The organism is Bradyrhizobium jicamae, assembly GCF_018130215.1.
Classification (GTDB): domain Bacteria; phylum Pseudomonadota; class Alphaproteobacteria; order Rhizobiales; family Xanthobacteraceae; genus Bradyrhizobium; species Bradyrhizobium jicamae_A.
In genome coordinates this window covers 78,083-91,557 of record NZ_JAFCKQ010000019.1, presented here as the reverse complement: position 1 = coordinate 91,557, position 13,475 = coordinate 78,083, and the positions used below count along the sequence as shown (strand labels likewise).

At 65.2% G+C, this 13,475-nt stretch carries 14 protein-coding genes; 7 read left to right on the top strand and 7 right to left on the bottom strand.

Annotated features, from left to right (window positions below; translation table 11 throughout):
* The first annotated feature begins 53 nt into the window (after positions 1 to 53).
* Together JQ586_RS21175 and JQ586_RS21170 are read left to right on the top strand one after the other, a co-directional pair.
* Positions 54 to 1,802, top strand: coding sequence for an NAD(P)/FAD-dependent oxidoreductase (locus tag JQ586_RS21175; RefSeq protein WP_212396540.1), 1,749 nt, complete (start codon positions 54 to 56; stop codon positions 1,800 to 1,802).
* A gap of 72 nt (positions 1,803 to 1,874) precedes the next feature.
* Entirely contained in the window at positions 1,875 to 2,816 is a 942-nt protein-coding gene (locus JQ586_RS21170; RefSeq protein WP_212396539.1) for a metallophosphoesterase, read from the top strand.
* Between the two features lie 19 nt (positions 2,817 to 2,835).
* Here JQ586_RS21170 and JQ586_RS40565 read toward each other — a convergent pair whose 3' ends face one another.
* From JQ586_RS40565 to JQ586_RS21150, 4 genes are all read right to left on the bottom strand, one after another.
* On the bottom strand, positions 2,836 to 3,741 hold the full coding sequence (locus JQ586_RS40565; protein WP_212396538.1) for a sterol desaturase family protein: 906 nt from the start codon (positions 3,739 to 3,741) through the stop codon (positions 2,836 to 2,838).
* 228 nt (positions 3,742 to 3,969) lie between these two features.
* Entirely contained in the window at positions 3,970 to 5,238 is a 1,269-nt protein-coding gene (locus JQ586_RS21160) for a S1C family serine protease (RefSeq protein ID WP_212396537.1), read from the bottom strand.
* Between the two features lie 194 nt (positions 5,239 to 5,432).
* Positions 5,433 to 5,678, bottom strand: coding sequence for a hypothetical protein (locus tag JQ586_RS21155; RefSeq protein WP_212396581.1), 246 nt, complete (start codon positions 5,676 to 5,678; stop codon positions 5,433 to 5,435).
* A 174-nt stretch (positions 5,679 to 5,852) separates the two neighbouring features.
* Entirely contained in the window at positions 5,853 to 6,866 is a 1,014-nt protein-coding gene (locus JQ586_RS21150) for a 1-aminocyclopropane-1-carboxylate deaminase (RefSeq protein WP_212396536.1), read from the bottom strand.
* Between the two features lie 161 nt (positions 6,867 to 7,027).
* Here JQ586_RS21150 and JQ586_RS21145 point away from each other — a divergent pair, with 161 nt between their 5' ends.
* The 5 genes from JQ586_RS21145 to JQ586_RS21125 all read left to right on the top strand — a co-directional run bounded on the left by JQ586_RS21145 (position 7,028) and on the right by JQ586_RS21125 (position 12,073).
* The gene (locus JQ586_RS21145; RefSeq protein WP_212396535.1) at positions 7,028 to 7,492 is read left to right on the top strand and encodes an Lrp/AsnC family transcriptional regulator; all 465 of its coding nucleotides are present in this window, start codon (positions 7,028 to 7,030) and stop codon (positions 7,490 to 7,492) included.
* Positions 7,493 to 7,802: 310 nt separating this feature from the next.
* Positions 7,803 to 9,209, top strand: coding sequence for a selenium-binding protein SBP56-related protein (locus tag JQ586_RS21140; RefSeq protein ID WP_212396534.1), 1,407 nt, complete (start codon positions 7,803 to 7,805; stop codon positions 9,207 to 9,209).
* Entirely contained in the window at positions 9,206 to 9,880 is a 675-nt protein-coding gene (locus JQ586_RS21135) for a hypothetical protein (RefSeq protein WP_212396533.1), read from the top strand. The genes JQ586_RS21140 and JQ586_RS21135 overlap by 4 nt, the downstream gene beginning before the upstream one ends.
* A gap of 137 nt (positions 9,881 to 10,017) precedes the next feature.
* Complete coding sequence (locus JQ586_RS21130) at positions 10,018 to 11,163, top strand: Ig-like domain-containing protein (protein ID WP_249147867.1); 1,146 nt, start codon at positions 10,018 to 10,020, stop codon at positions 11,161 to 11,163.
* Positions 11,164 to 11,269: 106 nt separating this feature from the next.
* On the top strand, positions 11,270 to 12,073 hold the full coding sequence (locus JQ586_RS21125) for an NAD-dependent protein deacetylase (RefSeq protein ID WP_212396580.1): 804 nt from the start codon (positions 11,270 to 11,272) through the stop codon (positions 12,071 to 12,073).
* Between the two features lie 9 nt (positions 12,074 to 12,082).
* Here the strand turns inward: JQ586_RS21125 and JQ586_RS21120 are convergent, their stop codons facing one another.
* Genes JQ586_RS21120 through minD form a run of 3 tightly spaced genes read right to left on the bottom strand, consistent with a single transcriptional unit; the run spans position 12,083 to position 13,469 of the window.
* Positions 12,083 to 12,379: a hypothetical protein gene (locus tag JQ586_RS21120; RefSeq protein WP_212396531.1), complete on the bottom strand. Its 297-nt coding sequence runs from the start codon at positions 12,377 to 12,379 to the stop codon at positions 12,083 to 12,085.
* The gene (gene minE / locus JQ586_RS21115; RefSeq protein WP_212396579.1) at positions 12,376 to 12,654 is read right to left on the bottom strand and encodes a cell division topological specificity factor MinE; all 279 of its coding nucleotides are present in this window, start codon (positions 12,652 to 12,654) and stop codon (positions 12,376 to 12,378) included. Before minE ends, JQ586_RS21120 begins: the two co-directional genes overlap by 4 nt.
* Entirely contained in the window at positions 12,654 to 13,469 is an 816-nt protein-coding gene (gene minD / locus JQ586_RS21110) for a septum site-determining protein MinD (protein WP_212396530.1), read from the bottom strand. The genes minE and minD overlap by 1 nt, the downstream gene beginning before the upstream one ends.
* Positions 13,470 to 13,475 lie beyond the last annotated feature (6 nt).

Here is a 13,475-nt window from a genome sequence, read left to right as displayed (position 1 = left end):
TCTTTACCGCGCCGCGTCCAACAGGCGCAGCCAATACGGGGAAGAAACGGGCCATGGCTCAGGAGAGTGCCGCGCGCACCGACGCGCGCCCTGCGGAAACCGCAACATTCGATGCCGTCGTGGTCGGCGCCGGTTTCGCCGGTATGTACATGCTGCACCGGCTGCGCGGGCTCGGCTTCACCGCGCGGGTCTATGAAGCCGGCGGCGGGGTCGGTGGCACCTGGTACTGGAATCGCTATCCCGGCGCGCGCTGCGACGTCGAGAGCATGCAATATTCCTTCTCGTTCTCCGAAGAGCTCGATCAGGAGTGGAACTGGTCGGAGAAATATTCGCCGCAGCCGGAGATCCTCGCCTACGCCAACCACGTCGCCGACCGTTTTGACCTGCGCCGCCAGATCGTGTTCGACACCCGCGTCACCGCCGCGACCTTCGATGAATCCTCAGGCGCCTGGCTGATCGAGACTGACCGCGGCGACAGGGTCACCGCGAAGTTCTGCATCATGGCGGTCGGCTGCCTGTCGGCACCGAACCGTCCGGCCTTCGCGGGCATGGCGGATTTCCGCGGGCCGATCTACCACACCGGCGAATGGCCGCATGAGGGGGTCGATTTCACCGGCCTGCGCGTCGGCGTGATCGGCACCGGCTCGTCCGCAATCCAGTCGATCCCGATCATCGCGCAGCAGGCCTCCCGGCTCACCGTATTCCAGCGCACCGCGACCTGGTCGGTGCCGGCGTGGAACGAGGCGCTCTCGGCGGACTATCTGAAGGAGGCCAAGGCGCATTACCCCGAGCTGCGCGCAAAGGCCCGCGCGCGCCCCACCGGCTTCTATTTCCCGTTCAACACCGAGCCGGCCCTGCAGGTCAGCACCGAGGAGCGCGAGCGGCAATACGAGGAAGCCTGGCAGCGCGGCGGCCTGCCCTTCCTCGGCGCGTTCGGCGACCTCCTGTTCGAGAAGGCCGCCAACGACACCATCGCCGATTTCGCGCGGACGAAGATCCGCAGCATCGTCAGGGATCCAGCGACGGCCGAGTTGCTGTGCCCGCAGAACGTGTTCGGCTGCAAGCGGCTCTGCGTCGACACCCACTATTTCGAGACCTACAATCTGCCGCATGTGAAGCTGGTCGACGTTTCGACGACGCCGATCGAGCGCTTCACGCATGACGCCATCGTGGTCGACGGCACCGAGTACAAGGTGGACGCGATCGTCTCCGCCACCGGCTTTGCCGCGATGACCGGCTCGTTTGACAGGATCGCCATCGCCGGCCGCGGCGGCCGCACGCTGGCCGAAAAATGGCACGCCGGCCCGCGTGCCTATCTCGGCCTCGCCTCGGAAGGATTTCCGAACCTGTTCATGATCACCGGGCCCGGCAGCCCGTCGGTGCTGGCGAGCATGATCCAGGCGATCGAGCAGCATGTCGACTGGCTGGCGGACTGCATCGGTCACATGCGCGATGTCGGCGCCGGCACCATCGAGCCGAGGCGCGAGGACGAGGACGCCTGGGTTGCCCATGTCAACGACGTCTCGACGGTGTCGCTGCGCTCGACCTGCAGCTCCTGGTATGTCGGCACCAACATCCCCGGCCGGCCGCGCGTGTTCATGCCCTACATCGGCGGCTTCCCGATCTATGTGCAGAAGTGCAACGCGGTGATGAACGCGGGCTATGACGGCTTCGTGCTGCAAGGCGCACGCAGCAGCAACGCGCCGCCGCTTGTGCGCTTCACCGAACGCTGGCAGGTGCCGCTCGATATCGAGGTGATCTCGCCGGCGGCGGTGGCGGCAAAGCGCGTGCCGGTGGTCTGAGCGGGCACGCCGGCATTTCCTGCGCCGGCATCGCGCATGATAGTGTCGCCTTCGCGACGCAGGCGGCAGGCGATGATCGACGGGGAATTGCAAGGATTGATCGAGCGGATCGGCGCCGACCATGTCGCGCGCCGCCTCGCGGTCGAGACCGGGCACGACGCGCAGCTGTTCGGCCAGGGCACGCTGGTCTTCAACGTCGAGAACTGGGAGCTGGCGCCTTGGATCGTCACGGGCACGCTCAAAGCCGTCGGCCTCTACGGTCGGGCCCGGCGCAATGCCGATCGGGTCGAGCTGAGGCGCAACACGGTGACTTCAACCCGCCTGCCGAAGAGCTTCGACGGCTTCACCATCCTGCAGCTCAGCGACCTCCACACCGACATGAGCCAGGGCGCGATGCGGCATCTTGCGAGCTTCGTCGGCGAGATCGTCTTCGACATCTGCGTGCTGACCGGCGACTATCGCGGCAAGACCCATGGTCCGGTCGAGGCGAGCCTCGCGCTGATGGGAGATCTCTGCGCGCGGTTACGGCCGCCGCTCTACGGCATCCTCGGCAACCACGACAGCATCCGCATGACGCCGGCACTGGAGGCGATGGGCATCCGGATGCTGTTCAATGAGCAGGAGCCCATCACGCGCAGCGGCGCGACGATCCATCTCGCCGGGATCGATGATGCGCATTTCTATCGCGCCGACGATATCCCGAAGGCCGCGGCAAGAATTCCGCGGGATGCCTTTTCGGTCCTGCTCGCCCACACGCCGGAATCCTATCGGCAGGCGGCGGAAGCCGGCTTCGACCTCATGCTGAGCGGACACACCCATGGCGGCCAGCTCTGCCTGCCCGGCGGCATCGCGATCAAGCTGGAAGCGCGGCTGCCGCGCCGCATGGGCAAAGGCGCCTGGCGCTTCGGGGAACTCGTCGGCTACACCGCAACCGGCGCCGGCACCAGCCTGGCTCCGGTGCGGCTCAATTGTCCGGCCGAGATCACACTGCACACGCTGCGGCGATCCGAATAGGATGCCAACGCACCTCTATTCAGTCTTGATGTCGAAGGGCATCGTCTTGCCCAGGCCGCCAGCCGACGATCCGGGCGCGTCCTGCCTCGACCCACAGGGTCGCCTGCCGTGCCCATTGCAGCAGCGGCCACAATGTCAGCTTGACGACATCGTTGCGCGGTACGCCGGCGGCGCCGACAGGTGCGTCGCACGGTCCCGGCACGCGATAGGTGCCAAACAACCAGTCGAACAGCGGAATGACGTTGGCGAGGTTCTTGCCGTGGGCCTCCGGCACATCGGCATGGTGCCAGCGGTGAAAGCGCGGCGAGGCGATCAACAGGCGCAGCGGGCCATGGCCCCAGTCGACATTGATATGGATGTAGACGTTGTGCAACGTCAGGAATAGCGCACCGATACCGATCGCGTCGGCCGGCATGCCGAGCCAGGTCAGCATGATGGTATAGGAGCCCCACATCACCAGCGCCTCAAGGATGTGGATGCGATAGGCCGTCAAGCCGTTGACGACGGGATCGGAGTGATGGATTGCGTGCACCGGCCACAGCCATTTCAAATGCATGGCACGATGGTTCCAGTAATTGGCGAAATCCTGAGCGACGATGGCAATCAGGCTGAGCAGCCAGACCGGCAATCCCTCCCAGACGGAGCCTGGCACGCTCGGTATTCCCAGCAATGCATAAAGCGCCTTGAACTGCTCCGACAACAGCCACACGGCAGGAGCCAGCAGGGCGTTGATCAGGAAGATGGCCAGCGTCGCCTTCACGCTTTCAACCGCATCGATCGCGCGGCGCGACCATGAAGATCGCCAGCCCATGTGAGCGGCCAGCAGCAGGAGCATGGCGGCGAAAAGGAACTGCTTGCCGGGATCGGAAACCTGGCCACGCCAGGCATCGAACACGAAAGTGATGGAGTTGGCGATGTTGCCCACGTGACCTGCGTCCGTCCGGATGCAAAGCCGACGGGACCCATTGCAAAGCCAGGTCGGCGCTGCAGCTCTAGCGGGATTTGCCTTAAGACCGGATGAATCGAAACCTCGGTTTTGATGGCAGTCACGGACTCCCCTCCATTTGACAACCCGGTGGCGGTCACGCGGCATAGGCTGCGAAGGCCGGATGCCCCTGTCATCCGGCGCTTGCAGGCAGAGGAAAGGCCGGCCTCAATTTCCCGGTTTCCTGGCGCCCGCAGTCTGCTCGTTCACCTTGCAGGTGATCAGGAGCGTGTAGCCGCGAGCATTCTTGGCAATGTCGGAGGTCTCCTCCCTCATCCCGTCGTGCCATTCCTTGGTGCGGTACTCCACCGCGCTGTTGTCGAGGAAATCACGCAGCGCGCCGGTCTTGATGGCGAAGTTGACGTTTTCCGGAATGCTCCCCGTCGCCCGCGCCATCCTGACCGCGTCGAGCTTCGCGGCAACGACGCCGACCACGGCGCCGCCGAGATCGAACAGCGGCCCGCCACTGTTGCCGGGCTGCACCGCGGCACTGATTTGCAGATGACGGGTGTCGTTGAGAATGCCGCTCAGCGAACTGACGATGCCCGTGGTCACGGTGAAATCGGATGTCAGCAAGCCATGATAGGGATAGCCGATCGCCACCACACCGTCGCCGACCTTGATCGAGCTTTGCCGGATGTTGGCGGCCTCCTTGAACGGGCTCGGTGCCTGCAACAGCGCGAGATCGTTGGTCTCGTCATCGGACACCAGCCGCAGCTTGACCGGCGCCTCACCACTCAGATTGCCTGTGATCTCGGTACAGCCGTCGACGACATGATGGTTGGTCACGACGTGACCGCTGCTGCTGACCACGAATCCGGTACCGGTACCGGATCGCGCCTGCGGCTTCGCCGTCGAGCTCGGCGCGGTCTGCTGTGGCGGCGGCGCAGCCGCGGGCTTTGCGGCCACCGCGAACTCACCGGCATTCGCGATGCCGCTCTTCCTGACCGACATCACGCAGTTGAGCAGCGCCGGCAGCAATTGCGCGGTTTGATTCAGGTTGAACTGAAACAGCTGCCCCTGCGCAAAGGCACTCATCTGGCGCGCCTTGCGAAACTGATTGATCAGCGACGAATTCACCGGCATCTCGACGATCACAAGCCGCTCCCCGAGCGGCATGCCATAGACATTGAACGCCGGCTGGCCATCGAAAGTGAGCGTGAGCGGGAAAGCTTCGCCCGGCGTGAGCCGCCAGCTTTCATGGGCGAAGCCCAGCCGCCAGCTACCGTTCTCTGCGATCGAGACCATGAAGTAGATGCCGCTCTGGTAGGTGCTGCCTGCCGAGCAATGGCTGAACGCGCCGGTCTTGTCGTCGGTGAAGGCACCGCCCTGCCAGTTGCCAACGGTGATCGAGCCATAGGGCCCGCGCGCGCCCGACGGACTTGCGGACACGACCAGCCAAACGGCCGCAACGACCGCCCAGACCATCCCTCTCATGGAACCCACCCCCAGCCAACAATCCCTGCCGCGCAGGCGAGCGGCCGGGATCATTGCCCTGGAGCCGCACAGCCTGATCGTGGATGAGGCGATCGCCACATCCTCAGGTTACGGGAGCATGTTCGTATTTCGTTCCGAATGTGTCAACCCGGACATATTCGGTCGATCCCGGGAATCGGCCGCACGACTGGGTGTTATTGCCGCTCGCGCAGGGAGGACGGCACCGGCCGTTCGGGAGGGCTGAGGTTCCAGTACCACGATGCCAGGGCATGGACGCCGACGCCGATCAGGAAGATGCCGGCATAGAGCTCGAAGGCACCGTTCATCCCCCACAGGCGCCCACGCGACAGAAAGGGATGGTGCTGGTGCTGCCAGAACCAGTGTCCGACGGCGACGATGCCAACGCCCAGTGCCGCGATGGCCCGGCCGAAAGCATTCATCTTCACGATGGTCTCCTGACTTGCCCGGCGCAAAGAGGCTACCGGGCGAACCTGACAGGGACCTTACGGGACCAGTAGCGCATGGCCCGGATCGAGCGCAGCGTAATCCGGGAATCGCGCCTCGCGGTGAAAGCCGGCAGCCGGATTTCGCCAACGCTACGGGAGGCGTCCGCCTCAGCCGTTGCGGAACGCGTAGGCATAGCCGTTGAGCGCGGGCGCGCCGCCGAGATGGGCGTACAGCACCTTCGAGCCGGCCGGGAAGTAGCCCTTCTGCACCAGGTCCATCATGCCCTGCATCGATTTGCCCTCATAGACGGGATCGGTGATCATGCCCTCGAGCCGGGCGCAGAGGCGGATCGCCTGCTTGGTTTCCTCCGACGGCACGCCATAGGCCGGATAGGCGTAATCCTCGACCAGCACGACATCGTCGGCGACGATGTCGCGGCCGAGCTCGACGAGGCTTGCGGTGTTCTGCGCGATCGACAGCACCTGCGCCTTGGTCTGCTCGGGCGTGAACGAACCGTCGATCCCGATCACGTTGCGCGCGCGGCCGTCGGCAGCGAAGCCGACCAGCATGCCGGCATGGGTCGAACCGGTCACCGTGCACACCACGACATAGTCGAACTTGAAGCCGAGTTCCTTCTCCTGCGCCCGCACCTCCTCGGCAAAGCCGACATAGCCGAGCCCGCCATATTTGTGCACGGAAGCGCCGGCCGGAATTGCATAGGGCTTGCCGCCGGCGGCCTTCACCTCCTCGATTGCCTGCTCCCAGCTCTTGCGGATGCCGATGTCGAAGCCGTCGTCGACGAGCCGCACATCCGCGCCCATCACGCGCGAGAGCAGGATGTTGCCGACACGGTCATAGACCGCATCCTCATGCGGCACCCAGGCTTCCTGGACCAGGCGGCACTTCATGCCGATCTTGGCGGCGACGGCTGCGACCATGCGGGTGTGGTTGGACTGCACGCCGCCGATCGAGACCAGCGTGTCGGCGTTGGAGGCGATCGCATCGGGAATGATGTATTCGAGCTTCCGCAGCTTGTTGCCGCCATAGGCGAGCCCGGAATTGCAGTCCTCGCGTTTGGCGTACAGCTCGACCTTGCCGCCGAGATGCTTGGAGAGACGATCGAGCTTCTCGATATGCGTCGGGCCGAAGGTGAGCGGATAGCGCGCGAATTTTTCCAGCATGCTGGCATCCTTATTGATGTCCGGGAACTGCGGCCAAACCTATCATCAAGGACGCGGAAGGTGCTCCCTAACTCAGCCTGCACCTTCCTCGAATATTGCACTCTGATCGATTTTCATTATCCTTTCTCTCACTATCTGCCAATTTCACGAAAGATTCTTCCATGGCTGCCCGACTCGACCGCATCGACCTCAAGATGTTGAGATTGCTGCAAAAGAACGGCCGGCTCAGCAATGCCGAGCTGGCGGATCAGGTTGGCGTCAGTCCCGCCACCTGCCATCGCCGGACGCAGGCGCTGTTCGACGAGGGCTTCGTGGCCGGCGTCCGCGCCATGGTGGCGCCGCGCAAGGTCGGCAAGGGCACGCTGGTCATGGTCGGCGTCGTGCTCGACCGCTCCACTCCGGAAAGCTTCGCGAGCTTCGAGCAGGCGGCGGCGAAGCTGAAATGCGTGCTCGACTGCCACCTCGTCGCAGGCGACTTCGACTACTTCCTGAAGATCCGCGTCGGCGACATGGAGGACTTCAACCGCATCCATGGCGACCAGTTGATTGCACTCCCGGGCGTGCGGCAGACCCGCACCTTCTTCGTGATGAAGGAGGTGGTGGACAACGCGGCGCTTGAGTTCTGAGCGGGCGTGGCCTCCCGCGCGATCGACATCGCCGAGCAACCTTTGGCACAAGTCTTCCACCCTGCTTTCAGATTTTCGGCGTCCTGTCCTCACAGCACCGCGCAGGCGCGAACGATTTTCTTTCGCAAGGCTGCAGGAACCGGGCCGTGTCACGAAAATGCGAGCGCGTTTCGCGGAACCGGTCGATGCCGTAAGCTGCAAACCGCCAACGTCGCCGACGGAGCCGCAGGCGGAAGGACGCACTGGGTGAATTGAACGGCTCCGAACGCCCCGAACGTTGGCGGCATGCCAACAGAACCGGGAGAACGCCATGACGATGAGACCCGATCCCACGTTTCACGCTTCGCCAAAGCTTGCCATGGATGCGCCGCCGGAGAACTTTGCCTACACGCTGCTGCTCAGTCCCGACTTCTCGAAGCCCGACGCGCTTGCGGTGATCGACGTCAAGCCGGGATCGAAGACCTACAGCCAGATCGTTCACACCGTGACGATGCCGAACAAGGGCGACGAATTCCATCACTTCGGCTGGAACGCATGCTCGTCCGCGCTGTCTCCGCTCGCCGGACACGCCTTCATCGAACGTCGCTATCTGATCATTCCCGGACTGCGGTCATCGCGGATTTACGTGATCGACACCAAGCCCTCGCCGCTCGAAGCGAAGATCCACAAGATCATCGAGCCCGAGGAGGTGTTCAAGAAGACCGGTTACTCGCGGCCGCATACCACCCATTGCGGGCCTGAGGGCATCTATATCTCGACGCTCGGCGGCAGCGGCAAGGACGGCACCGGGGGACCTCCCGGCATCTTCATCATGGACTGCGAGACCTTCGACGTGCTCGGCCGCTGGGAGATCGACCGCGGCCCGCAGACGCTGCACTATGACTTCTGGTGGAATCTGCCGCGCGACTACATGGTAACCAGCGAGTGGGCCCTGCCGCCGCAGTTCGAGCACGGCATCGTTGCCGAGGATCTGCTGGCCAACAAATACGGTCATCGACTGCACTTCTGGGATCTGCGCGCCCGCCGCAACGTCCAGACCATCGACCTCGGCGCCAACCATCAGATGGCGCTCGAGGTCCGGCCCGCGCACGATCCGATCCGTGAGTACGGCTTCGTCGGCGTCGTCGTCGACACCACCAACCTCGAGGCCTCGATCTGGACCTGGTGGCGCGAGGGCGGAAAATTCCATGTCGAGAAGACCGCGACGATCCCGCCCGAGCCCGCGGCGAAGGACAAGCTGCCGCCGCTGCTGCAGGGATTCGGCGCGGTGCCGCCGCTGGTGACCGACATCGACCTGTCGATGGACGATCGCTTCCTCTACGTCTCCTGCTGGGGCACCGGCGAGATGCGCCAGTACGACGTGCGCGATCCCAGGAAGCCCAAGCTTGCCGGCTCGGTGCATATCGGCGGCATCGCCCGCCGCACGCAGCATCCGAACGGCAAGCCGTATGCCGGCGGACCGCAGATGGTGGAGATCAGCCGCGACGGCAAGCGCGTGTACTGGACCAACTCGCTCTATTCGACCTGGGACGACCAGTTCTATCCGGACGGCATGCCGGGTGCGGAAGTCATGGCCAATGTCGGCGCAAACGGCGGGCTGGAACTCGCGAAGGACTACTTCGTCAGCTTCCCGGAGGGGTATCGCCCGCATCAGATCCGCCTCGAAGGCGGCGACTGCTCGACGGATTCGTTCTGCTATCCGTCGGTCTGGAATTGAGCGAATCGAGCACGACGGCCATCTGGCTGTGGCTCGCCATCATCGCGAGCGGCCTCTATCACGGGATCAATCCCGGCATGGGCTGGCCGCTCGCGGTCTCGGCCGGCCTGATGGAAAAATCCTCGCGGGCGCTGGCCGGCGCACTGCTGCCATTGTCGGCGGGTCATCTCGCGGCGATGCTGCTGGTGATGCTGCCCTTTGCGCTGCTGATCACGCTGGCGGAATGGCAGCGGCAGATCCAGGCGGCCGCCGCCCTGATCGTGATCGGCTTCGGCCTGATGCGGCTCGTCAACCGGCGTCATCCGCGCGCACTGGCGCGAATACCACCGACCAAGCTGGCGCTGTGGTCATTCGCGGTGGCGATTGCGCACGGCGCGGGGCTGATGCTGCTGCCGATCTATCTCGGCCTGTGCGCGACATCGGCCGCGCATGCCGGTCACGACGCGGCGGCTCGCGTGATCGACCGGAACCTTGCGATGGCGCTCCTCGTGGCGCTCGCCCACACCGCCGCCATGCTCGGCGCCGGCGGCCTCCTGGCATGGCTGGTCTATCGCTATCTCGGCGTGAAGTTCGTTGCTCGGAGCTGGATCAATCTGGAAACGTTGTGGGCAGTGAGCCTCATTCTGGTGGGCACTGCAGCGCTTGCCATCAATCTGGCGGAGTGGCGCTGAGCTGCCGGATCGATCGGCTGCCCGAGAGGAGTAATCCTCACATTCGACTTGATGGCCGGGGCAAATCGGCGCAGTCTCTTGCGGAATCCCCACAGGGCTGCAGGATGCGCGCGGGCGCGCGGGAGGATTCACCCATCATGAAGGCCGCGGCGATGAAACTGGTCATACCGTTGCTGGCGCTTGCCGCCGGCGGCACCGCCGCGCTTCTGTTCGGTCTCCGCCAGACCGAGCAAGCCCCGGCGGTTGATTCGCGCCTGATGACGGCTCCGGCGCCGCCGGCGGCTCCCGCGCGAGAGCCCGACAGGACTGGGCTGGCAAAGGTGCAAACGGAGACCGCAGCGCTGGCAAACGCGCTGGAAGGACCGCCGCAGCCGGTGGACGGCGACGCAGTGCCGGAGTTTGACGCCGTCAATATCGAACCGACGGGTGAGACCGTCGTCGCCGGCCGGGCCGCACCGGGTGCGACGGTGGAACTGCTCCGCAATGGCGAGGTGCACGATCGCGTGGTGGTGGACAAATCCGGGCAGTTCGTCATGGTCCCGCGCCCGCTTCCGCCGGGAAACTACGACCTGACCCTGCGCGCCACGCGTGACGGCAAGCAGGTGACCTCCAAGCAGAGCGTGGCGGTGGCGCTCGATGCTGCGGCAAGGGAACGGCCGATGACGGCGCTGATGGCACCTGGCAAGCCGGTCAAGGTGCTGTCGCAATCTCCGGCCGCGGCGCCGGCAGCCGGGAAGGTGACAGTCGAATCCGTCGAGACTGAGCCGGGTGGGAAGCTCCATGTGACCGGTCGGGCAGATCCCGGCGCCACCGTCAGGCTGTATCTCAACGACAGTCTGATCGCCTCCGCCACCGCAGATGCGGGCGGGCAGCTCTCGGTCACGATCAACAAGGGGGTGAACGCCGGAGACTACCGGGTCCGGCTTGACGACGTCGACCCCGGCTCCGGCAAGGTTCGTGCCCGTGCAGAGGTGCCGTTCAACGCCCCCGACACGACGACTGCATCGACCCCGGGGTCGGCGGCACCGTCCGGCGGCGCGAACGTGGGCACGACGCAGCTCGCGGCTGCGACAACCCCCGCCGCATCAGATGTGAGTTCACCCTCCGCTGTGATCGTGCCGAAGATCACAACGACCACGGTGTCCCGGGGCGACAGTCTCTGGCGGATCAGCCAGCGCGCACTCGGCGCCGGGCAGCGCTACGCGGTGATCTACAAGGCGAACAAGCAACAGATCCGCAATCCCAACCTGATCTATCCCGGGCAGGTTTTCGTCATGCCGTGAAGCACGGGGCCGCTGGTAGCCGGCCGCGAAGCACGCGCGCCGGCATCCCGGCCTGGCGCGAGCGCTTGTCCTTGTGGCTGACGCCCCGCGCACTAGATATGGCGGCATGCACAGCCGCGCCCTGGAAGATTTCGTCGACAGCCATCCACGCCTGTTTGTCCTGACCGGAGCCGGATGCAGCACCAATTCGGGCATTCCCGACTATCGCGACAGCGACGGCAACTGGAAGCGGACGCGGCCGGTCACGATCCAGGCCTTTCTGGGCGACGCGGCGACACGGCAGCGCTACTGGGCGCGCAGCATGGTCGGCTGGCGGCGCTTTGGCCGCGCCATGCCGAACGGCGCGCATCGCGCGTTGGCCGAGCTCGAAGCGCAGGGACGTTGCGAGCTGTTGCTGACGCAGAACGTCGACCGGCTGCACCAGGCTGCGGGCAGCCGGAAGGTGATCGACCTGCATGGCCGCCTCGATGTGGTCCGCTGTCTCGGCTGCGCCGCGACAATGCCGCGCGACGAATTTCAGGACGAGCTGGCGCGGTGGAACCCTGCCTGGCTCGCACTCGACGCGGCCGATGCGCCTGACGGCGACGCCGATCTCGAGCACGACTTCGCATCGTTCGTCGTGCCCGCCTGCGCGGCCTGCGGCGGGGTCTTGAAGCCCGACGTGGTGTTCTTCGGCGAGAACGTGCCGCACGACACCGTCGCGTCGGCGCAGGCGCATCTGGAGCAAGCCGCTGCCATGCTGGTCGTCGGCTCCTCGCTGATGGTCTATTCCGGATTTCGCTTCGTGCGCATGGCCGAACAGCGCGGCCTGCCGATCGCTGCCGTCAATCTCGGCCGCACCCGTGCCGATGAGCTGCTCACGCTCAAGGTCGAGGACCAGTGCGAGACCGCGCTGGCGTTTTTGCTGTAGGGCGCTTCTCTACGCGCGATGCCGATGCGGCCTGGCGTTGGTCGGCGCGACGCTCCAATGCGTCCAGCTCACGCTGGCGAGGCTGCCGCGATCGGTGGCCAGCGGCCGCCGGGTCCGGCGCTCATATTCGGCGATGCAGCGGCCGGATTCGCCGATCTTGCGCTGCAATTCGTCGATCGTCATCTGCGTCGCGCGGCCGCAATTGGCCTTGCCGACCTGATCGACTTCGATGGCCTTCAGTGCCGCGCGCAGCTTCTTCAGCTGCGCGCGCTGCCAGGCGATGTGACTGTTGCTGTCTGCCGTCATGTGGCCGCCACCATCATTGATCGTTGCACGCCGTTGGGCACCTCGATGTCGACCTCAAGCATCGAGACGAACTTGCCCCTGTCCATCCGGACCACGACCTTGTCGGGATCGAGATCGATATGTTTGGAAACCACGCCGAGGATTTCCGCGCGGAGAACTTCGAGTAGGTCGGATGCGCCGTTCCGGCCGCGCTCATGCGCGAGCAGGATCTGAAGTCGTTCCCGTGCCACGGGCGCCGACGCAGCGCGGCCGCCGAAAAGCCGCATCAGGTTCATCATGCCGCCCTCCGTCGCAGCAGCCGATCCATCAGCCCCTTGCGTTCGACCGGCACCGTCATCGAGACCGTCTCGCCCATCAGGCGGCGCACGGCGTCGATATAGGCCCGCGCCGGTGCGCTGCCGGTATTGTTCAGCGTGACCGGGCACCCCACGTTGGAGGCCTTCAGCACATCCTGGCTTTCGGGGACGATGCCGAGCAGCGGCGTGGCGAGGATCTCCAGGATATCGTCAATCGACAGCATCTCGCCGCGTGCGGCGCGCGCCGCGTCGTAGCGGGTGACCAGGAGATGCTTCTCGACCCGCTCGCCGCGCTCGGCGCGAACCGTCTTGGAATCCAGCATGCCGATGATGCGGTCCGAATCGCGCACCGACGACACTTCGGGATTGGTGACGATGATGGCCTCGTCCGCATAGCGCATCGCCAGCGTCGCGCCGCGCTCGATGCCGGCCGGGCTGTCGCACAGGATCCAGTCGAACTTGGTCTTGAGATCGGCGATCACCCGCCGCACGCCCTCTTCGGTCAGCGCATCCTTGTCGCGGGTCTGCGAGGCCGGCAGCAGCCAGAGATTCTCGAGCCGCTTGTCGCGGATCAGCGCCTGCTGCAGTTTTGCAACCCCTTGCACCACGTTGATGAGGTCGAACACCACCCGCCGCTCGGCCCCCATCACGAGGTCGAGGTTGCGCAGGCCGACGTCGAAATCGATCACGACGACACTCTGTCCCGTCTGCGCGAGCGCGGCGCCGAGTGCGGCGGTCGACGTCGTCTTTCCGACCCCGCCTTTTCCGGACGTCACGACCAAGACTTTGGCCATTCTCTT

Excerpts from the sequence above, each read along its gene's own strand:
- JQ586_RS21155 (WP_212396581.1), bottom strand. The coding sequence starts at position 5,678 with ATGAATGCTTTCGGCCGGGCCATCGCGGCACTGGGCGTTGGCATCGTC.
- JQ586_RS21150 (WP_212396536.1), bottom strand. The coding sequence starts at position 6,866 with ATGCTGGAAAAATTCGCGCGCTATCCGCTCACCTTCGGCCCGACGCAT.
- JQ586_RS21175 (WP_212396540.1), top strand. The coding sequence starts at position 54 with ATGGCTCAGGAGAGTGCCGCGCGCACCGACGCGCGCCCTGCGGAAACC.
- JQ586_RS21170 (WP_212396539.1), top strand. The coding sequence starts at position 1,875 with ATGATCGACGGGGAATTGCAAGGATTGATCGAGCGGATCGGCGCCGAC.
- JQ586_RS21130 (WP_249147867.1), top strand. The coding sequence starts at position 10,018 with ATGAAGGCCGCGGCGATGAAACTGGTCATACCGTTGCTGGCGCTTGCC.
- JQ586_RS21125 (WP_212396580.1), top strand. The coding sequence starts at position 11,270 with ATGCACAGCCGCGCCCTGGAAGATTTCGTCGACAGCCATCCACGCCTG.
- JQ586_RS21120 (WP_212396531.1), bottom strand. The coding sequence starts at position 12,379 with ATGACGGCAGACAGCAACAGTCACATCGCCTGGCAGCGCGCGCAGCTG.
- JQ586_RS21160 (WP_212396537.1), bottom strand. The coding sequence starts at position 5,238 with ATGAGAGGGATGGTCTGGGCGGTCGTTGCGGCCGTTTGGCTGGTCGTG.
- minE (WP_212396579.1), bottom strand. The coding sequence starts at position 12,654 with ATGAACCTGATGCGGCTTTTCGGCGGCCGCGCTGCGTCGGCGCCCGTG.
- JQ586_RS21140 (WP_212396534.1), top strand. The coding sequence starts at position 7,803 with ATGACGATGAGACCCGATCCCACGTTTCACGCTTCGCCAAAGCTTGCC.
- JQ586_RS21145 (WP_212396535.1), top strand. The coding sequence starts at position 7,028 with ATGGCTGCCCGACTCGACCGCATCGACCTCAAGATGTTGAGATTGCTG.
- minD (WP_212396530.1), bottom strand. The coding sequence starts at position 13,469 with ATGGCCAAAGTCTTGGTCGTGACGTCCGGAAAAGGCGGGGTCGGAAAG.